General features: G+C 68.1%; 16 protein-coding genes. 3 read left to right on the plus strand and 13 right to left on the minus strand.

What is annotated here, in order from left to right; translation table 11 throughout:
- Positions 1–34: 34 nt before the first annotated feature.
- The 3 genes from OED01_RS12190 to OED01_RS12200 form a co-directional block, all read right to left on the minus strand.
- Complete coding sequence (locus OED01_RS12190) at positions 35–703, minus strand: endonuclease/exonuclease/phosphatase family protein (RefSeq protein ID WP_264155550.1); 669 nt, start codon at positions 701–703, stop codon at positions 35–37.
- 67 nt (positions 704–770) lie between these two features.
- Positions 771–1,646 carry a tRNA pseudouridine(38-40) synthase TruA gene (truA, locus tag OED01_RS12195; protein ID WP_264155551.1) on the minus strand — a complete coding sequence of 292 codons (876 nt, stop codon included), beginning with the start codon at positions 1,644–1,646 and terminating at the stop codon, positions 771–773.
- A gap of 9 nt (positions 1,647–1,655) precedes the next feature.
- On the minus strand, positions 1,656–2,021 hold the full coding sequence (locus tag OED01_RS12200; RefSeq protein WP_264155552.1) for a winged helix-turn-helix transcriptional regulator: 366 nt from the start codon (positions 2,019–2,021) through the stop codon (positions 1,656–1,658).
- 92 nt (positions 2,022–2,113) lie between these two features.
- Here OED01_RS12200 and OED01_RS12205 point away from each other — a divergent pair, with 92 nt between their 5' ends.
- On the plus strand, positions 2,114–2,968 hold the full coding sequence (locus OED01_RS12205) for an SDR family oxidoreductase (RefSeq protein ID WP_264155553.1): 855 nt from the start codon (positions 2,114–2,116) through the stop codon (positions 2,966–2,968).
- Positions 2,969–3,024: 56 nt separating this feature from the next.
- Here the strand turns inward: OED01_RS12205 and OED01_RS12210 are convergent, their stop codons facing one another.
- Positions 3,025–5,091 (minus strand): bifunctional lysylphosphatidylglycerol flippase/synthetase MprF, encoded by a 2,067-nt coding sequence (locus OED01_RS12210; RefSeq protein WP_264155554.1) that lies wholly within the window; start codon positions 5,089–5,091, stop codon positions 3,025–3,027.
- A gap of 39 nt (positions 5,092–5,130) precedes the next feature.
- Entirely contained in the window at positions 5,131–7,551 is a 2,421-nt protein-coding gene (locus OED01_RS12215) for a glycoside hydrolase family 127 protein (RefSeq protein ID WP_264155555.1), read from the minus strand.
- Between the two features lie 134 nt (positions 7,552–7,685).
- On the opposite strand from OED01_RS12215, the gene OED01_RS12220 reads away from it, so the two are divergent.
- Positions 7,686–8,504 carry an SDR family oxidoreductase gene (locus OED01_RS12220; RefSeq protein ID WP_264155556.1) on the plus strand — a complete coding sequence of 273 codons (819 nt, stop codon included), beginning with the start codon at positions 7,686–7,688 and terminating at the stop codon, positions 8,502–8,504.
- A gap of 43 nt (positions 8,505–8,547) precedes the next feature.
- On the opposite strand, the gene OED01_RS12225 is transcribed toward OED01_RS12220, so the two are convergent.
- From OED01_RS12225 to OED01_RS12260, 8 genes are all read right to left on the minus strand, one after another.
- Positions 8,548–9,552, minus strand: a complete 1,005-nt coding sequence (locus OED01_RS12225) for a sugar phosphate isomerase/epimerase family protein (protein WP_264155557.1) — start codon at positions 9,550–9,552, stop codon at positions 8,548–8,550.
- Positions 9,553–9,595: 43 nt separating this feature from the next.
- On the minus strand, positions 9,596–10,612 hold the full coding sequence (locus OED01_RS12230) for a LacI family DNA-binding transcriptional regulator (RefSeq protein WP_264155558.1): 1,017 nt from the start codon (positions 10,610–10,612) through the stop codon (positions 9,596–9,598).
- Positions 10,613–10,721: 109 nt separating this feature from the next.
- Positions 10,722–11,939, minus strand: coding sequence for an endo-1,4-beta-xylanase (locus tag OED01_RS12235; RefSeq protein WP_264155559.1), 1,218 nt, complete (start codon positions 11,937–11,939; stop codon positions 10,722–10,724).
- A complete protein-coding gene (locus OED01_RS12240; RefSeq protein ID WP_264155560.1) occupies positions 11,936–12,619 on the minus strand; it encodes a hypothetical protein in 684 nt (227 codons plus the stop codon). Before OED01_RS12240 ends, OED01_RS12235 begins: the two co-directional genes overlap by 4 nt.
- Positions 12,620–12,621: 2 nt before the next feature.
- Positions 12,622–13,533 (minus strand): carbohydrate ABC transporter permease, encoded by a 912-nt coding sequence (locus tag OED01_RS12245; protein WP_264157969.1) that lies wholly within the window; start codon positions 13,531–13,533, stop codon positions 12,622–12,624.
- A gap of 2 nt (positions 13,534–13,535) precedes the next feature.
- A complete protein-coding gene (locus OED01_RS12250) occupies positions 13,536–14,564 on the minus strand; it encodes an ABC transporter permease (protein WP_264155561.1) in 1,029 nt (342 codons plus the stop codon).
- Positions 14,565–14,624: 60 nt separating this feature from the next.
- A complete protein-coding gene (locus tag OED01_RS12255) occupies positions 14,625–16,289 on the minus strand; it encodes an ABC transporter substrate-binding protein (RefSeq protein ID WP_264155562.1) in 1,665 nt (554 codons plus the stop codon).
- A gap of 250 nt (positions 16,290–16,539) precedes the next feature.
- Complete coding sequence (locus OED01_RS12260; RefSeq protein WP_264155563.1) at positions 16,540–17,514, minus strand: NAD-dependent epimerase/dehydratase family protein; 975 nt, start codon at positions 17,512–17,514, stop codon at positions 16,540–16,542.
- 100 nt (positions 17,515–17,614) lie between these two features.
- Here OED01_RS12260 and OED01_RS12265 point away from each other — a divergent pair, with 100 nt between their 5' ends.
- Positions 17,615–18,349 (plus strand): hypothetical protein, encoded by a 735-nt coding sequence (locus OED01_RS12265; RefSeq protein WP_264155564.1) that lies wholly within the window; start codon positions 17,615–17,617, stop codon positions 18,347–18,349.
- Positions 18,350–18,592 lie beyond the last annotated feature (243 nt).

Consider the following 18,592-nt stretch of genomic DNA (forward strand, 5'->3'; position numbering starts at 1 on the left):
TCCGGAGGCGAATGCCCAAACCCGGGAGTGTCGCCTACTCCAGCCGCGCCGTGATCAGGATCGGGCGGTGATCGCTCGCCCGCTGCGGCAGCGTGCGGATGCTCTCGATATCGAAGCCCTCGGAGGTGGCGAAGTCGTAGTGCCCCTTGAACACGCGGTAGCGCGTGTAGGTGCGTTCGTCCGACAGCGTCAGCGTGTACCCGTGGTCGCGCACGGTCTGGCCGAGGTTCTCCTTGAACACCGGGTAGTTGTAGTCGCCGACCATGAGGATCGGGATGCCGGGGCCCAGGCGCTCGAGCTCGGTGAGCGCGCTGCGGATCTGGTTGCGGCGCAACGAGTTGAGTGCCGTCAGCGGTGCGGCGTGGAACGACGCCACGATCATCTCGCGGCCGTCGTCGATGTCGTAGAGCCGCACGCCCATCACACGCTCGTGCGCCGGCTTGAGCATCCGATCGTGCAGCGACTTCTTCAGCTCGATGGCTCGCAGCGAATGAAGCCGGAACGTGTTCTCGCGGTAGAAGACGGCGAGCCCGAGGCGATTGCCCTGGGTCGCCTGGGCGAGGACGAGGTCGCCGACGCGATCGGGAAGCGCAGCCACGTCGCACTCCTGCAGGCAGAGGATGTCCGCACCGTGCTCGTCGACGAGGGCATCGAGTTCGCCGGCGGCCCGATGCTTGCGCAGGTTGTAGGAGATCACCTTCATCGTCTCTCACGCTAGACCCTGAGGCTGAGCACGGGGTAGCGCCTCGGCGTACGGAGATCGAACGACGTCACTCGTCGTCGACGGGCTCCCCCAGCATCGATCCGTCGGTGTCGCGCCGCGCCCTGGTCTGCTCCGCGCGCGCCGAAAGCAGCCCCTCCGCGGGATAGCCGACCTCGGTGAGCGTGAGCCCGCGGGCGGCCAGCACCTTGAACTCGCTCGTCCGAACCAGCGCGTCGCGCAGGACCACGACGTCGGCGACATCCAGGCGTCCCTCCCCCACGGCAGCGCACGCTCCGACGAGCGCACGCACCATGCTGTGGCAGAACGCGTCCGCCTTCACTTCGGCGATGAGGACGCCGTCGTCATCGCGGCGCCAGCGGTAGTCCAGGAGGGTCCGGATGGTGGTCGCCTCTTCGCGCGCCTTGCAGTACGCCGCGAAGTCGTGCAGCCCGATGAGCGTGCGGGCCGCGGCATCCATCGCCTCGACGTCCAGGGACCCGCGGATGCTGGTGGTGTCGTTCCTGCGCATCGGATCGAACCCGGCCGCGTCGTCCGCGAGACGGTAGCGATAGCGACGCCAGACCGCCGAGAACCGCGCGTCGAAGCCGTCGGGCGCGAGAGCGGAGCGCGTGACCGTGACGTCCGGGTACGCGCCGAGCACACCTCGCATGCGACCGGCGATGGACCCAGCCGGATCGTGCGCGGCCCGGCCGTGCCGCGCCTCGATGCGCGACCATTGGGCGTCGTCCAGATCGACGTGCGCGACCTGTCCGCTCGCGTGCACTCCGGCATCCGTGCGGCCGGCGACGACGAACTGCACATCGGAACCGACGATGCGCGCCAGCGCCGCCTCAAGTGTCCCCTGAACCGTGCGCAACCCCGGCTGCTTGGCCCAGCCCCGGAAATGGGTGCCGTCGTAGGCGATGTCGAGGCGGATTCTCACCCGCCCAGCCTAATCGCGCCCCAGCATCCGATCGGAGTTCTCGGCGACCCAGCCGACCAGCGGGAGCATGCGTTCCATGAGGTCCTCGCCCAGCGGGGTGAGGCTGTACTCGACGTGCGGAGGGACCGTGGGAAGCGACTCGCGATGAACGAGACCGTCTTCGGTGAGAGTGCGCAGGGTCGAGCCGAGCATCTTCTCGCTGATGCCGACGACGGTGCGACGCAACTCGCCCCACCGCAGCGTGCCATCGGAGAGCGCCGAGAGCACCAGCACGCCCCACTTGCTCATGACGTGGTCGAGGACGACCCGCGTGCTGCAGCCTTCTTCGAAGACACCCGGCGCGGTCTCCTTTATCTGCGCAAAACTCACCGTCATGTGGGTACCTTACATCAAAGTGGGTACCCATGATCGGGAAGGTTGCACCCGGCTCGCGAGTTGCGCAGGAGGTCACCACGAAAGGACACTCCATGACCATCCTCGTCACCGCAGCCACCGGCAACCTCGGCCGCCTCGTCATCGACAGCCTCCTCTCCCGCGGCACCGACCCCGCATCGATCGTCGCCGGGGCACGCGACACCACGAAGGCCGCGCCGCTCGCGGATCTCGGCGTCCGCGTCGCCGAGCTCGACTACGACCGCCCGGAGACGGTGACGGCGGCGATCGACGGCGTCGACGCGGTGCTGCTGATCTCCGGCTCCGAGGTCGGCCGGCGCGTCGACCAGCACAAGGCGGTCGTCGACGCCGCGAAGGATGCCGGAGTCGCCAAGCTCGTCTACACCAGTGCCCCGAAGGCGACCACGAGCGACCTCGTCCTCGCTCCCGAGCACAAGGCGACCGAAGAGATCATCGAAGCGTCCGGCGTCCGCGCGGTGATCCTGCGCAACAACTGGTACACCGAGAACTACGCCGGCGACCTCGCGCAGGCCTCCGCGACCGGAGTCCTCGCCGCGAGCGTCGGCGACGGCCGAGTGGCATCCGCGAGTCGAGCGGACTTCGCGGACGCCGCCGCCGTCGTGCTGCTCGAAGACGGACATCTCGGTCAGGTGTACGAGCTCGGCGGTGACGTGGCGTGGACCTTCACCGACCTGGCGGCCGCCATCTCGGAGGTCACGGGTCGCCCTGTCGAATACACCCCGCTGTCGACCCAGGAGCACGCTGCCGCACTGCGGAACGCGGGGCTGGATGCCGGCACGATCGGGTTCGTCACGGCGCTGGATGCCGGCATCCGCACCGGCGCCCTGGCCGACACGGACGGCACGCTCGCCCGCCTGATCGGGCGCCCGACGACGCCCCTCGTCGACGGCCTCCGCGCCATCGCCTGACAGCCGCGTCGACCGCGGATCGCCGGTGCGGTGCCCACGAGACGCCGCGCCGGCGATCACCGCTGGACGAGGTCGAGGCCCGCACCCGCGAACTGCCGGAGCGTCGCGTCCGGCAGGAACGCACGTGTGAGCGCCGCGCCGATGCGCGGCAGATCCGCCTCGTCCCGGTACAGCAGATGCAGCGTCTCGTAGCGGGGGTGGAACTTCTCCTTGAAACGGTGGAGGGAGCGGAACCCGTACAGCGGCTCGAGCGCATCGGCGAGACGTGTGCTCAACTCGGCGATCATGCGCGCGTCCGGCGGGTAGTCGTGGGCGAGCGGCGCGCCGGACAACGACATGATCTGCGCCCCCTCATCGCGGAACGCGGCAGCCGACATCCCGATCAGGTATTCCATGACCGGCGGGAACCCGCCGTCCCGCCGTCGCATGAGGTCGAGCGTCCACCCGCGGACCGCGCCCTCGCCGTAGACCGGCAGCCAGGACAGGAACCCGTCCACGTCACCGCTCGGGGAGACGGCGAGCGCGACGCGCACCTCCGGATCCTCGGCCTCATCGAGCGTCCCCAGCGTGAAGCCCATCTCCGGCAGGCCCTTGTCCCCCACCCAGGATGCAGAGATCGCCTGCAGCTGCGCCCGCACTCCCCAGGGCTCGTCCTGAAGCCGGCTCATCCGGAAGGTCATGTCCTCCCGTCCGGCCCGATTCATCGAGGTCCGAACCGCGCCCCACCTCTTCCCCGTGAACTCGAGACCCACCAGGTCGACGATCGTGTCGTCAGCGACGACGAGGCTGCGCCAGGATGCCGGTACCGCTCGGCAGGTCGGCTCGCCGGCGCTGAAGAAGCAGGGCGTGAGCCCCGCGCGTTCGGCGAACGCGATGAACTCCCCGACGGATTCGGCCCGTCCCGCTTCGGGGCCGAGCGGGTCGGCGAGCGCGATCGCGACCCCGGCGTGACGCTGATACGCGACGAGCCCCGCTGACGTGCGCGAGTACTGCATGCCCTCCCACGTCGTCATCCAGGACAGCGTGCCGCCGCCGTGCGCCCGAAGGGTCTCCTTCACCTCATCGACAGGGGCCGGGTCGCCGGCTCCCAGCGTGCCGCGTCGCCTCGCGTGGAAGGCGCGTCGCACCCAGATGAGGTAGATCATCAGCACGAGCGCGACGGCGCCGGTGGCGATGTCGATCGACACGTCGCCGCTGATGGCGTCTTCGATTCCGACGGCGCGTTCGAGGGCGATCAGAGCGGCGAGCAGTGCGGCGAGCAGCACGTTCACCGCCAGCAGGATGAGCGCGATGACCCAGGCCCAGCGACGAGCCCGGCGCAGTCCGTTCGCGATCACGAGGATGATGACGACATCCAGCACAGTCGTCCAGGGCGACCCGGACAGCGGCTCGGAGGTGCCGAACGGCCCGTCGGTGGGGACGAGGGCGAAGATGATGTCGATCGCGGCGAAGGCCAGCATCCCGATGAAGGCGATCAGCCGCTGCTCCCGCACGGTCGTCCGCTGCACGCGCAGCGAGCGATCGACGAAGAGCACGAGCAGCAGCGCGGTCATGTGTTCGAGGTCCGCCACCGTTCCCAGGAACAGCAGGGCCACCGTCGCCGTCGCGATGAGGACGAGCCAGACACGGACGCGCCAGGGAGACCGAAGCAGCCCTGCGGCCGCGCCCATGCACGCGAAGGCGCCGGCGCTGGCGCCGACGTCGAGCGACCCCGCCTGCTCCTGGGCCCAGTGCCATTGGGGTGCCAGCGCGCACAGCCAGAGCACGAGCGCGGAGGCGAACACCGCGAACAGCTGACCGATCCAGAAGTACAGCAGCGCGATCTTCCACCCGCGCAGGTACTCGAGAACGGCAAGCCCCCACAGCCCGATCAGCGTCGGCAGATACACCCACGGCTGGACGACGAAGAACGTCCCCGTGATCGGCGTCCACCAGCGTCCGGCTTCGAGCGCCGGCAGGCCGTAAGCCACGGCGTCGAACGCGTCGCTCTGCTCGAACGGCATCCAGAGCCCCCGCCAGACCACGCCGCACACCAGGATGGCGAGCACGAGCGCGAGCGTCACCGGGAATCGGGTCAACACGACTCGAAGGCCGGCTGCGAAGCGGTGGGTGACGCGCGTCATGCGATCAGCGTAGCGAGTCGGGACGGACCGTCATCGGCCCTATCCGACCGCCGTCCAGACGCCGAAGACGCCGCCGACCGGTGAGGTGCCGTCGCTCTGGAATCGGACGGTGAGGATCGGGATGCGCCGACCGGCGGCATCCTGCGCGAAGCCGCCGCGCTGGTCGTTCTTGAATCCGCCTGCCGCGAGGATCTCGCGTGGGATCTCCTCTACCCGCTCGTAGAGCGCGCCGTCGCCGTGCGGATCCTGGATGGTCTCGTTCCGCCACCGCCTGCCGTTCACGAGCACGTCGAAGGTGCGGCCGGCATCCCGGCCGCTGTATCGGATGCCGAGCAGGGTGCTCGCCGCGTCCGGATCGACGATGAGGTCGTACTCGAAGAACGCGCCCTCCTCGGCATCGGCCTCGCGGTACTGCTCGCCGTCGCGCACACCGACGCTCGACCGGTGGAAGCGATGGTTCTTGTCCGCCTCCGAGTTGTTGTTGTCGAACGACGTCAGCGCGTCGATCACGCGGGGCCCGATCGACGCGGCTTCCGGCACCGTCCCGCGTTCGACGAGCGTGACGTACGTCGCGTAGCGGACGCCGTACAGACTGAAGTAGGGCTCCCAGATCAGGGAGGCCGACTCCTCGTCGACGCCGCGCAGCGCGAACCGCATCGTCGAGAACCCGCCAGCGCCCGGCCCGTCCGGCAGGCGCACCAGGTTGTCGGCGATGGACGTCTTCCACTCGGCGGGGTCGTCGACGACCACCTCGCCCGCAAGCGACGGATCCGCGACCCCCATCTGCACCAGGACGCCCGCCGTGTACGTGGCGTCGACGTTCTCCCGGCTGAGTTCCGTCGCCAGCAGCACCGGGCCGTATGTGAACGCGACCCAGTTCTCGTTCTCGGTCCCGCCGTCGATGCGGACTTCGGCGGGCAGCGTGTACAGGACCTCGTCTCCTGCGGACACGGCGACGGCGAGGTACCCGCTCTCCGCCTCGGCCGGGGCGGGCCGACCGTTGACGGTCAGGACCGGCGCACCCGCGATCCACGACGGTACCCGCAGGCGCAGGATGCGCTCCCCCGCCGGCCGACCGTCGTCGAGCCTGTCGACGCGGATGCGCACCGACTCCTCCCGAGGCACGTCGGCCGTCTGCGTGAGCCGCAGGTTCCGCTCCGGCAGGCGCAGTTCGCTCGAGCGGAACTGGTTCACGACGACGGCATCCCCATCGAACGCGAAGATGCCGTCTCCGAGCTTGGTGAAGCTCTCGATACCGGTGCCGTGGTCGCACCAGAACTGGTCGTACGGTTCGCCGAACACCTTCGCGTACCCGGCTCGCTGCGGCTGGAAGTACGTCACCATTCCCGTCTCCGGGTTCTGGGACGCCAGGACGCTGTTGAGGAACGTTCCTTCGTCGTAATCCGCGTACCGGACCTCGCCGGTCAGGGCGAACAGGGCTCGGCTGAGCTTGAGCATGTTGTACTCGTTGCAGCCCTCGGCTGTGGAGTTCTCGCCGTACCCCGTGACGGCACCGTTGTTCGCGCGCGCGAACAGGGTCCCTGCGGCGTGGAAGTGCTCGGACTGACTGTTGCCGCCGTTCGCGTAGGTGTGCTCGGCGACGACGATCCGCCAGAAGTTCTCGGCCGCCGCTCGGTGCATCTCGAGATCGGGTCGGTCGGCGTCGCTCGCTGCCTCGGTCAGCACCGTGTACCGCATCAGCGCACCCACCAGCTTCGGGATGGTCGTGTTGGCGTGCCGCCCGGCGAGCACATCATCACCGGCCGCGAGGCGACGGAACAGCTCGGTCTCGTCGAACCGTTCGGCCGCACGGCGATGCACCGCCTCCCCGGTGATCGCATGCAACCGGTACAGCGCCTCGTTCATCCCGCCGTACTCGGTGTCGAGAATGACAGCCGGGTCGTCCAGGGACGCGGCGTAGTCCTCGACCCAGGCGCCGAATCCGCTCGCGACGCGCAACGCCACCGCGCCGATCTCGGCGGGCGCGTATCGATGGGCATCGAGCAGGCCGGCGAGCACCTTGTGCAGGTTGTAGAACGGAACCAGCAGGCCGTCTCCTCCGCCGGGCAGCAGGTCGATCGGGAACGGGGACACGTAGCCGGCGGCATCCGGATGCGCGACCGCGTACGCGGCCTGGCACCGATCGAGACCGTGGACCGCCGTGCCGAGGCGTTCGAGGATCGCACCGCGGGTCTCGGGATCCTCTGTCGACGCGTACGCCTGCGACAGCGCGGAGATCACATGCCCGAAGAAGTGGCCCTGGAAGCGCGTGCCCTCTTCGCGTTCCCATCCGCCGTAGCCCTCGGGCGTCGTCGGGGGAAGTCCGGCGAGCCGGTAGAAGGAGAACAGCAGCCGTTCCGGGTCGAGGCTCAGAACGTATTCGAGCGTCCTGGCGGCGGCGTTGCGCAGATAAGGATCCTGAACGGTCACGTCTTCGAGACGGGCAGGCACGAGAGGCATGGGTCCGATCCTGCCATGGATGTGACCGGTCACGGGAGAGTGATCGGAATCGCGAGAGACCGTTTTCGATTGCGGACATTATCTGTCCTGAACCCTCGAGAGACTGAAGTCCTCAACCAACGAGAGGACCGACCATGACGATTCTGGTGACCGGAGCGACGGGCAACGTGGGGCGACGCATCGTGGCGCAGCTGGCTGAACGGGGCGAGAGCGTCCGCGCCCTCACACGCCGTCCGGATCGTGCCCGGTTCCCCGACGGCGTCGTCGCCGTGCAGGGCGACCTGACCGATCTCGACAGCATGCGCGCTGCCATGGAAGGGTGCGAAGCCGTGCATTTCATCACGTTCGACGGGGCGACCGGTGCGCCGCTGCAGAACGGCGAGGAACTCGTGGCGCTGGCCGCGGCGTCCGGGGTCCGGCGCGTCAGCGTGCTCGGCGGCTGGAACGAGAGCACGCTCGAGCCGGCGCTGCGTGCGGGAAACGTGCCGTGGGCGCAGCTCGCGCCGGTCGAGTACATGACCAATGCGCTGGACTGGGCCCCGGAGGTCGCCGGGCATCGGCGGGTCCGCACGCTCGCCGATTGGCCGAGCGCGATGATCCACGCCGACGACATCGCCGCGGTCGCCATCGTCCTGCTCACGCAGGACGGGCACGACGGGCAGGTCTACTATCTGACGGGGCCGGAGGCGCTGACGCCGGCCGAGCGTGCGGCACGCATCGGAGCTGCCCTGGATGAGCCTGTCGAGTGGATCCATCTCACCGAGGACGAGGAGCGCGAACGCCTCCGGTCGCTCGGTTACGGCGAGGAGTACGTGGCCTTCGGCGTGGAGCTGGCGAAGAACCCGCCGCAAGTCGGCCAGATCGTCCAGGATGCGGTCACGCGCCTCACCGGACAGCCGGCGCGGACGTTCGCGCAGTGGGCACGCGAGAACGTCGACGCCTTCCGCGGGTGACGGCGGCGGGTGGGCCGGGATTCGTCCGGCCCACCCTTGTGCGTCAGTCCTTGCTGGAGAAGGCGGCGTCGAAGGCCGCAGCCGGTGGCGTGATCGCGTTCAGCTCGCGCACGAACTCGAGCGCCTGCGGAGCACCGTGCAGACGGTCCATGCCGGCATCCTCCCACTCGACGCTCGTCGGGCCGTCGTAGCCGATCGCGTTGAGCGCGCGGAAAAGCGGGTTCCACGGCACCTCGCCGTGCGCGGTCGATACGAACGTCCACCCGCGCCGCGGGTTGGCCCACGGCAGGTGCGACCCGAGGACGCCGTTGCGTCCGTCGAGGTTGGTGATCGACTCCTTGACGTGCACGTGGAAGATGTGCGGCGCGAAGTCGAGGACGAACGCCACCGGGTCCAGCTGCTGCCACATGAAGTGCGACGGATCGAAGTTGATGCCGAAGCTCTCGCGGTGCCCGATCGCTTCCAGCGTGGCCTTGGCCGTCCAGTAGTCGTAGGCGATCTCGGACGGATGCACCTCGAGCGCGAAGCGCACCCCGACCTCCTCGAACACGTCGAGGATCGGGTGGAAGCGGTCGGCGAAGTCCTGGTAGCCCGCGGCGATCCATTCGTCGGATGCCGGCGGGAACATGGCGACGCCCTTCCAGATCGACGAGCCGCTGAACCCGACCACGGTCTTCACCCCGAGCGCGGCAGCCATCCGCGCGGTCATCTTGATCTCCTCGGCCGCACGCTGACGCACGCCCTCCGCATCGCCGTCGCCCCACACGCGGTCGCTGAGGACATCGCGGTGGCGCTGATCGATCGGGTCGTCGCACACGGCCTGACCGGCGAGGTGGTTCGAGATCGTCCAGACCTTCAAACCGTTGTGCGCCAGGATGTCGAGGCGGCCCTGGACGTACTCCTGGTCATCCCACCGGGAAACGTCGAGGTGATCGCCCCAGCAGGCGATCTCGAGACCGTCGTAGCCCCACTCCCCGGCAAGCCGCGCCACCTCCTCGAACGGCAGGTCGGCCCACTGTCCCGTGAACAGGGTGATCGGTCGTGTCATGTCTGGCTCCTTCGCTCGACTGGGTATCCGGACTCGGTCGGGGTCACGACGCCGGCGGCGCCGTCGACTCCCGGGTAATCAGCTCCGTGCCGAGCTCGACCTTCTGCGATGCCAGCGGCTCGCCGTCGGACAGAGACATCAGCATCTGCGTGGCGAGTGCGGCCATCTCGGCGAGCGGCTGACGCACCGTCGTAAGCGACGGTGCGAGCCACGAGGCGAGCGGCAGATCGTCGTACCCGACCACCGAGAGATCCGCGGGCACCCGCAGACCGAGTTCATGTGCGGCGCGGATGAGGCCGAGGGCCTGCGAATCCGAGCCGGCGAACACCGCCGTGGGGCGGTCAGGGCGCCGCAGCAGCTCGAGGCCGTGCTCGTAGCCGGCTGCGACTTCGAAATTGCCCCATCTGACCATCGTCGGATCGACCTCGACGCCGTACTCGCCGTGGGCGCTGCGGAACCCGTCCACGCGTGCGCGACTGCACAGCACCTCTTCCGGGCCGGAGATGACCGCGATGCGCCGATGCCCGAGTTCGAGCAGGTGACGCGTCGCGGAGAGGCCGCCGCTCCAGTTGTTCGACCCGACGGTCGGCACACCGGCCGGCGTCTCGCCGTCGGTGTCGAGCACGACGAACGGGATGGATCGCGCGGTCAGCTGGCGCTGCTGGGTGTCGTCCAGACGCGACAGGACCAGCAGCACACCGCGCGTGCCGCGGGAGGTGATGCTGTCGATCCACTCCTGCGGCGGCCGGTGCGAACCACCCAGCTCGCTCAGGACGACGCCGACGCGCCGAGGGGCGGCCGCCTTCTCGACGCCGACGATGATCTCCTGCGCCCACGCGCTGCCGAACTCGTGGAAGACGAGGTCGAGCAGACCGTCGGTCTTCGTGGGAGAGGCGGCCCCGACGGGCTTGCGGTACTCGTGACGCGCCAGCGCCTCCTCGACGAGCCGCCGAGTGGCCGGCGCGACATCGCTGCGGCCGTTGAGCACGCGGGAGACGGTGGGAACCGAGACGCCGACTTCTTTCGCGATCGTCGCGATCGTCGCACCACCTCGTGGCATTCTGTCTCTCTCCCCCAGCGGAATGTGCGTCCCATCCTACGCGCGAAACGCCGTGGATCGGCGGGCGGGACGACCCCGTCGATCGAGGCGTCCGCGCCTCCGGTCCGCATCACTCCACGGTGACCCGCACCTGCTCGTCGCGCGTCCCCACGGACACGGAACCGCGCCGCCCGCCCGCGACGACCTCGAACTCGCCGGCGAATGCGCGCAGCGGGATCCGGCCGTCGGCATCGGTGCGGGTCACGGCGGATCCAAGCCACCACTCGCCGCGCACGAGCCCGCGCAGGGCGTCGTAGGCCGGCTTGGCCGAGCCGTCGCGGCGGATCAGCCCGCTCGGCGCGTTCAGCCATGCGGTCGCGTCGTCGAAGCCCCAGTACGTGACCGCCGACACGGCCGGATGCTCGACGAGGGCCCGATAGTGCCGCACGATCTCGTCGGCCTGGCGCTGTTCTCCCTCCGGAGTCGACGGCCATTCGTCCACGACGTAGTCGTTGAGGTCCTCGATGTGCCGCGGCATGAGGTCGCCGGACAGCAGTGATGTCTCCGTCCAGTGCAGCGGCAGCCCGAACCGCGAGAAGCGTTCGCAGATCTCGTGCACCTGCTCCTCGCCGCGGTACCCCTTGTGCATGTGGGACTGCAGCCCGATGGCGTCGATGCGGACGCCCGACTCGAGCACCTCCTCGATCAGCCGCTCGTACTCGGGACCGAGATCGAAGTCGTTCAGGACCAGCACGGCGTCGGGACTCACCGAACGCGCCTCATCCACGGCCGCTCGGATGAACTCGACACGACCGTACTTCTCGCACAACCGGGTGATCGCGTTGCGGACGCCGTCCGGCTCGTTCTCGAAACGGGGCATGATGACGGCTTCGTTGACGATGTCCCAGGTGTCGATGAGCCCTGCGAAATCGGTCACCTCACGTCGGATGCGCTCGCGCAGCACGCGCTCGGCGTCGTCGAGCGGCAGCCGATCGACCCACGGGGCCTTGACCGTGTGCCAGACGAGAGGGTGCCCCTTGAGCCGGACGCCGTGCGCCGCCAGTTCACGCGCGCGTCGCGTCAGCTCGACGACGTCGGTGCGCCCCGGCTCCGGCTCGTACCGCCCCCAGTAGAACGGAAGCGTCGCGGTGTCGAACAGGTCGAGCCACTGCGTGAGCAGCGCGGAGTCCGGTGCGCCGGGCGCCGTGCAGCCGAAGCCGAACTCGTGCCGCACCTGCGCGACCGTCACGTCGTGGTCGCGCAGCGGCTGCCCCTGCGCGTCGAGCACGAGAACACGGGCATCGACGGATCGGTGCTGGTAACGCGAGGACGTCAGGATGGCGGTCATCGGGTGAACCTCGTTCTCACATCGGTTTCGACAGGTCGGGAGAGCACGCGCAGCAGCAGCGCGAACGCCCAGGCGCACAGCAGGAGGACGGCCTCGGACGTCAGCGTCACGACGGCGGCGGCCACGAACGCCAGGCACGCGAACGCGAGCGTCGTGCGCCATTGCGTGAACAGTTCGGCTGCCGCGATGCGCATCGCATCGCGGGCGCGGAAGGAGAAGTAGGACGTCACGACGAGCAGGTGCGCCGACCACAACAGCACGAGGACGAGCAGGACCACGGCGACGGGTCGAAGGATGACCGCGCCTGGCACGGCATCCCCCGCCGTCGCGTTGACGACGAGGATGCCGGCGCCGACGAGCACGGGAGCCCACCAGACGAGGACGTCCTTCAGATTGCGCGCGAGCCCGCGCCACAGCGGCAGCGCCGGACGGAGATCCGGGTTCTCCTCCCACGCGCGCTGCGCGTACAGCGCTGCGGAGAGTGCAGGAGCCACCGGCGCCAGTGCGATCACGTAGAGCATCGGGGATGCCCCCTCCGACAGCCCCAGCGCCATCCAGGCGAGCACGGTCGGTGCGCCCAAGAGCGCGAGGAAGGCGGCGAGGACCATCCACCGGTAGACGACCGCCGCCGCCCTCGACAGATGGCTGCTGCCCACCTCATCGACCAGTCGATCCGCCACGATCAGCCCTTCACCGAGCCGAGCATGACGCCCGAGACGAAGAACCGCTGCACGAACGGGTACACGCAGAGGATCGGGATGACCGTCAGGATCATCGTGACCGACTGGATGTTCGGGTTCAGATCCGCCGCGCTGCCGCCTGCCGCGGCGCTCTCGGTCGCCGTCGTGGAGGCCCCTGCGATGATGTTGCGCAGGAACAGCGTCACGGGGAACAGCTCGTTCTTGTCCAAGTACAGGAACGCCCCGAACCAGTCGTTCCAGAACGCCACCGAGTAGAACAGGATCATCGTCGCGATCACCGCCTTCGACAGCGGCAGCACGATACGCGTGAAGATCCCGAACCAGCCGAGCCCGTCGATCTGCGCGGCCTCCTCGAGTTCGTGCGGCAGGTTCTCGAAGAACGACTTCATCACGAGCAGGTTGAACACTGAGATCGCCCCGGGGAGCACGATCGCCCACATCGTGTTCTTCATGCCGAGCGACGAGATGAGCACGTAGTTGGGCACCAGGCCGCCGTTGAAGAACATGGTGAAGACGGCGATGCCGATGAGGACGCCTCGACCGCGCAGGTGATGCTTGGAGAGCACGTACGCGTAGGTCGTCGTGAGCGCCATCGCGATCGCGGTGCCGACGACGGTGTACAACACCGTGTTGCCGTAGTTGCGCCAGAACATCCCGTTGCCCATCACGGCCGCGTAGGTGTCGACGTTGAATCCGACCGGCCAGAAGCTCACCTGTCCGGCCTTGATCGCGCCGGGCGAGCTGAACGACTGGGCGATCACGGTGACGAACGGATAGAGCATCGCGAGGCACACGAGCACCAGCAGCGTCGTGTTGATGATCGTGAACGCGCGGTAGCCGATCGAGTCTCTCGGGCCGGAGGTTCTGCGCGGCACCGGCGTCCGCTGGGTCATGGTCACCACAGGCTCGTTCCCACCATTCGTCGGGACAGATAGTTCGCGCCGAGGACCATCACCAGGCCGATGAGAGCCTGGAAGAGTCCGATCGCCGCGGCATAGCTGAGATTGTTCGACACGAGGCCGACACGGTAGAGATATGTCGATATGACGTCCGCCGTCGAGTACGTCAGCGGGTTGTACAGCAGCAGCACCTTCTCGAACCCGACGTTGAGGAACGCGCCGATGTTGAGGATCAGCAGGGTGATCATGGTGGGCCGGATGCCGGGAAGGGTCACGTGCCAGACCTGCTGCAGACGGTTCGCACCGTCGATGCGCGCCGCCTCGTACAGGGACTCGTCGATCGTCGTGAGCGCCGCGAGGTAGAGGATCGTGCCCCATCCGACGGTCTGCCACACCTCGGAGCCGACGTAGATCGTGCGGAACCATTCCGGACGCTGGAGGAACGGGATCGCCTCGCCGCCCATGGCCGTGATGACCTGGTTGACGGTTCCCTGCAGCGACAGCAGCTGCATGACCATGCCGACGACGATCACGACGGAGAGGAAGTGCGGCAGGTAGGAGATCGACTGCACGATCCGCTTGAACGAGCGCTTGCGCACCTCGTTGAGCAGGAGAGCCAGGATGATCGGCAGCGGGAAGGTGATCAGCAGGGTCAGACCGCCGAGGATGACGGTGTTCGCGAACACCTGCCAGAAGGCCGGATCGTTGATGAACATCTGCACGTAGCGCAGCCCGACCCATTCCTCGCCGAAGATGCTTCCGCCCGGACGGAATCTGCGGAACGCGATGACGTTGCCGAGCATCGGGATGTAGCGGAAGATCAGCAGGAAGATCACCGGCAGCAGCGCGAGCGCGTAGAGCTGCCAGTCGCGGCGCAGCGCCTTGCGCCAGGGTGTGCGCGCCTTGCGGCGCGAACCACGGGGCGCACGACCGGCCGTGGTGATCACGCGCGTCGTGGTCGCTCCGGGCGGAGAGTCGTTCAGCGGCGTCACCGGGACGGCCGCATCCGTCGTCGTTGAGGTCATGTTCGTCGTCCTTCGACGCTTTCCGGGCCGCCGACGCGATGTCGGCGACCCGGAAGCACGTCAGCCGTTCTGCTCCGCGAAGCGCTCGCGTGCGCCGTCGACGAGCTCGACGTAGTTCTGCATGCCTGCGGCTTCGAGCTCCGCCACATAGGCATCCCACTCCGCGAGATCGCGGTCGCCGAGGATGAACTGCAGGGTGGCGGTGCGGACGGCATCCGACAGCGGCGTCGACATCAGCGATGCCTGCTCGAGCTCGGCCTCGTCCAGCGGCGCGGGCGGGCTCGGGTCACGCGGCGTACGGGTCGACAGCACCGTGTCGATGTACTCCACGAACTGCGGCGCGTTGTAGGACTCCTTGAGCGACCGGGACTCGGTCGAGCCGGCCAGCACGTCGTTGGACCATCCCAGGTCCGTCTTGATGTCGGTCGGCGCGCCGCGGTTGATGTTGAAGTCGTCGAGCGAGAACTCGGGCTTCAGCGTGATGGTCCCGTCGGCGTCCTTCTCGTAGGTCTCCCCCTCGACGCCCCACCGAAGCATCTCGCGGGCCTCGGGGTTGTAGTACAGCCAGTCGAGGAACTGCAGCGTCGCGAGGAAGTTCGGCGACTCGGCGATGTCGGCGCTCAGCATGAAGCCGTTCCAGAAGTTGCGCGGCTCGACGATCATGCCGGCTTCTCCACCAGGGGGCGCGATCTGGACCAGCTCGTAGTTGCCGGCGCCTGCGGTCGCATCCAGCGCCGTCGCGAACTCGTTCACGGTGCCGTTGGAACCCGATGCGGCGAACACCTGGTTGTTGGCCATCTTCTCGGCCACGTTCGCGGCTCCACCACCGGCATCGGACGCCGTGAACGACTCGGTGTCGAGCAGACCGTCCTCCACGAGGCCGTGGAAGAACTCGACCATGTCGCGGTAGCCCTCCGAGGCGCCCGCGTATTCGAGTTCGCCCTTCTCCTCGTTCCAGATCGTGCCGTCGCCGAAGCCCCAGCCGGCCTGGGTGCCGAACGCGTGCGCGGCGTAGTTGAGCATGGACTGGCCTTCGAATCCGTCCGCCAGCGGCTGGGAGTCGGGGTACTTCGCCTTGATGAGCTCGAGGCCGGTGCGCAGGTCCTCCCACGTCTCGGGTGCGGGTGCACCGACCTCGTCGAAGACGTCCTTGCGGATCACGAGGGAGAACACCGGCACCGAGACCTCCTGGAGGCCCGGGACCATGTAGTACTTGCCGTCGGCCTGCTTGAGACGGTCGATCATGTCGCCGAGGTCCCATTCCTCGACGTACTTCTGGAAGTTCGGCATGTACTCGACGTAGTCACTGATCGGCAGAACGGCGCCGGAGGACACGAACGGAGCCTCTTCGCCGGTGTAGACGAGCGGGATCACTGTGGGCGAATCACCGGCCGAGATCAGCAGACTGCGCTTCTCGGTCGCGTCGCTGAACGGGATGTGGGTCAGATCGATCGTGACGCCGGTGCGCTCCTCGATCACGTCGAAGATCTCCCAGTCATCCGTCACGGGGACCTCCGGCCAGTCGGTCCAGAGCATCGAGACGTCGATGGGCTCGGTCGCCTTGAACTGCTCGTCGGCGGCGAAGTCCTCCATCGCGCCGACGGACTGCGCCTCGATGTCGACTTCCGACGCATCGCCGCTTTCGGCGGTGCAGGCGCTCGTCGAGATGAGCGCTGCGACCACCCCCGTCGCCGCTGCTGCGCGCACCCACGCTGTCCTGCGCATTGAACGAACCATGGTTCTCCTCTTCGAGATGGTGGCTGTGTCGCTCGCCCACTAAAAGTTTCGGAATATTAGGCGAGACTTTCTGAAGCGTAGGCGGCGGGAGAATAAGTTGTCAATACCCACAATTGGATGATGACGATCACGATGCGATCCCAGCTCGGAGCGGTCGCCGAAGCACCCGAGAAGTCATGACGTCTCGGGTCAGGTCCGGTCGCGGACGGTGTCCGCTCCCGGTATGCGCGGGATTCCGCTAGGCGAGCAGCCGGTCGAACAGGTCGTTCATCGCCGGATCGACGCGCTGGAGCTCTGGGTGCGCGTCGTGCCAGTCGATGATCTCCCGCGCCGCGTGATGCAGCGGCGTCGTCGGAGCGAAGTCGGGCACCAGGCTGCGGATCTTCGCGTTGTCAAAGACGACGGAGTGCGCCATGTCGCCGGTGAGCTGCCCGGCGCGGTCAGGTGCCGCCTGCTCGATCGCGGCGCTGGTGGCGTAGCGGATCCTCGGCTCGGCCCCCGCGGCGCGTCCGAGGATCGAATAGATCTCATTCCACGTGTAGACGAAATCGCTCGTGATCTGGAAGGTGTCGCCGTAGGCGAGCGGATTGCCGAGCAGCCCGACGAACCCGGCCGCGAAATCGCGCGAATGGGTGAGCGTCCACAGCGACGTGCCGTCACCGTGGACGATGATCTCGTCGCCGCGGCGGATACGGTCGATCGCGGTCCAGCCGCCGAACGCGGGGATGGTCCACTTGTCGTAGGTGTGGGAGGGACGCAGCACCGTGACCGGGAATCCGCGATCGCGATAGGCCGCAGAGAGCAGGTCCTCGCACGCGATCTTGTCGCGCGAGTACTGCCAGTACGGGTTGCGCAGCGGCGTCGACTCGGTGATCGGGAGGCGCGCGACGGGCTTCTGATAGGCCGAGGCCGAGCTGATGAACACGTACTGTCCTGTGCGGCCCTCGAAGCGGTCGATGTCGCGTTGCACCTGGTCCGGCGTGAACGCGATCATGTCGGCGACGACGTCGAACTCGCGGCCGGCGAGAGCGGCGTCGACGGCCGCGGCATCCGAGATGTCAGCCGTGAGCACCTCGACGCCGCGTGTCGGCGCCCGTCGGGACTGCCCGCGGTTCAGCAGCGTCACCTCCATTCCCCGCTCGGCCGCGAGCGCACTCGCCGCCGAGGAGATGATTCCGGTTCCACCGATGAACAACACCTTCGTCGCAGACATGGTCAGCACTCTATCGAGCGGCGGGCACCGCCCGGCGAGTGGCACGGACATCCCCTGTCCGGGTGCCTCGTTCCGGAGTAGCGTCAGCACCGGAGGCATCATGCCCAGCGCCCGCGAACTCGCCACCGCCGCCGAGAGCCACGACGGACTCTCCCCCGGCGCGTCGGAGCGCTTCGCCGGCTACGCCCTGATGAGCCTGCCGTTCCGGTCCGAGTACGTCCTCGGTCTGCGGCGGTTCCCCGTGACCTCGGTCGGCCCCGGCTACACCTCCGTCTGGCTGCGTGCTCCGGACGGCGCGTGGACCATCTACACGACGATCGCTGCGAGCCTGTCCTGCCCGCGCTACTTCGGGAGTGCGTTGGATGCGACCTCGGTCCACGAGATCGCGGTGGACTGGACCGGCGCGTCGGCGTTCACCGTACGCATCGTGGACGACGTCGACCTGCACTGGACCGTCGCCCTCGCCGAGACGGGAATGACCCGAATGATGTCGGGCATGGCGAGCGCGCTGCCTGACGGTTTCTGGCGCAACGGCATGTTCCTGTCCGCCCTCGGCGGTGTCGCAGGACCATCGTTGCGCGCAGGCCGGATCGGCATGACGGGTCGCACGCCGAATCGTCAGCGCTTCCGGGCGAGGGTGCGGCGCATGTGGATCGTCGAGGATTCCTCGGCGTCGCTGAGAGGCCAGGATCTCGGCGAGGTCGCACCGCTGGACGAGCAGACACGCCTCGGCGACTTCTGGATGCCGCAACGCGGGATCTTCATGCTCGGAGGTGCCGAATTCGACCCCGAGGATGCCGGCGAGCACCCGCCGACGACCAAGGCGGCCGCGTGACCTCGTCTCAGCGGAAACGACAAAACCCCCGGCTTCACCGGGGGTTTTCATCTGTAGCAGGAGCGGGGCTTGAACCCGCGACCTCACGATTATGAGTTAGATCCTGCAGTCCAGCGGGTAGTGGTTCACCTCGGTTTGCCGTGTGATTCCGCGGCAGCCGTCACGGTTGGTGACAGCTGGTTGAGGATGGTTTCAGCGGAGCTACCGGCACAAAACCGGCACGCCTGCACACTTTCCACCTGA

Origin of the sequence: Microbacterium sp. M28 (assembly GCF_025836995.1) — a bacterium.
Taxonomy (GTDB): domain Bacteria; phylum Actinomycetota; class Actinomycetes; order Actinomycetales; family Microbacteriaceae; genus Microbacterium.

What these genes read in the sequence shown, in the direction of transcription:
- OED01_RS12230 (WP_264155558.1), bottom strand. Translation starts at nt 10,612, where the DNA reads ATGCCACGAGGTGGTGCGACGATCGCGACGATCGCGAAAGAAGTCGGC.
- OED01_RS12260 (WP_264155563.1), bottom strand. Translation starts at nt 17,514, where the DNA reads ATGTCTGCGACGAAGGTGTTGTTCATCGGTGGAACCGGAATCATCTCC.
- OED01_RS12205 (WP_264155553.1), top strand. Translation starts at nt 2,114, where the DNA reads ATGACCATCCTCGTCACCGCAGCCACCGGCAACCTCGGCCGCCTCGTC.
- OED01_RS12200 (WP_264155552.1), bottom strand. Translation starts at nt 2,021, where the DNA reads ATGACGGTGAGTTTTGCGCAGATAAAGGAGACCGCGCCGGGTGTCTTC.
- OED01_RS12245 (WP_264157969.1), bottom strand. Translation starts at nt 13,533, where the DNA reads ATGACCCAGCGGACGCCGGTGCCGCGCAGAACCTCCGGCCCGAGAGAC.
- OED01_RS12215 (WP_264155555.1), bottom strand. Translation starts at nt 7,551, where the DNA reads ATGCCTCTCGTGCCTGCCCGTCTCGAAGACGTGACCGTTCAGGATCCT.
- OED01_RS12265 (WP_264155564.1), top strand. Translation starts at nt 17,615, where the DNA reads ATGCCCAGCGCCCGCGAACTCGCCACCGCCGCCGAGAGCCACGACGGA.
- OED01_RS12190 (WP_264155550.1), bottom strand. Translation starts at nt 703, where the DNA reads ATGAAGGTGATCTCCTACAACCTGCGCAAGCATCGGGCCGCCGGCGAA.
- OED01_RS12210 (WP_264155554.1), bottom strand. Translation starts at nt 5,091, where the DNA reads ATGACGCGCGTCACCCACCGCTTCGCAGCCGGCCTTCGAGTCGTGTTG.
- OED01_RS12225 (WP_264155557.1), bottom strand. Translation starts at nt 9,552, where the DNA reads ATGACACGACCGATCACCCTGTTCACGGGACAGTGGGCCGACCTGCCG.
- OED01_RS12235 (WP_264155559.1), bottom strand. Translation starts at nt 11,939, where the DNA reads ATGACCGCCATCCTGACGTCCTCGCGTTACCAGCACCGATCCGTCGAT.
- OED01_RS12255 (WP_264155562.1), bottom strand. Translation starts at nt 16,289, where the DNA reads ATGCGCAGGACAGCGTGGGTGCGCGCAGCAGCGGCGACGGGGGTGGTC.
- OED01_RS12220 (WP_264155556.1), top strand. Translation starts at nt 7,686, where the DNA reads ATGACGATTCTGGTGACCGGAGCGACGGGCAACGTGGGGCGACGCATC.
- OED01_RS12250 (WP_264155561.1), bottom strand. Translation starts at nt 14,564, where the DNA reads ATGACCTCAACGACGACGGATGCGGCCGTCCCGGTGACGCCGCTGAAC.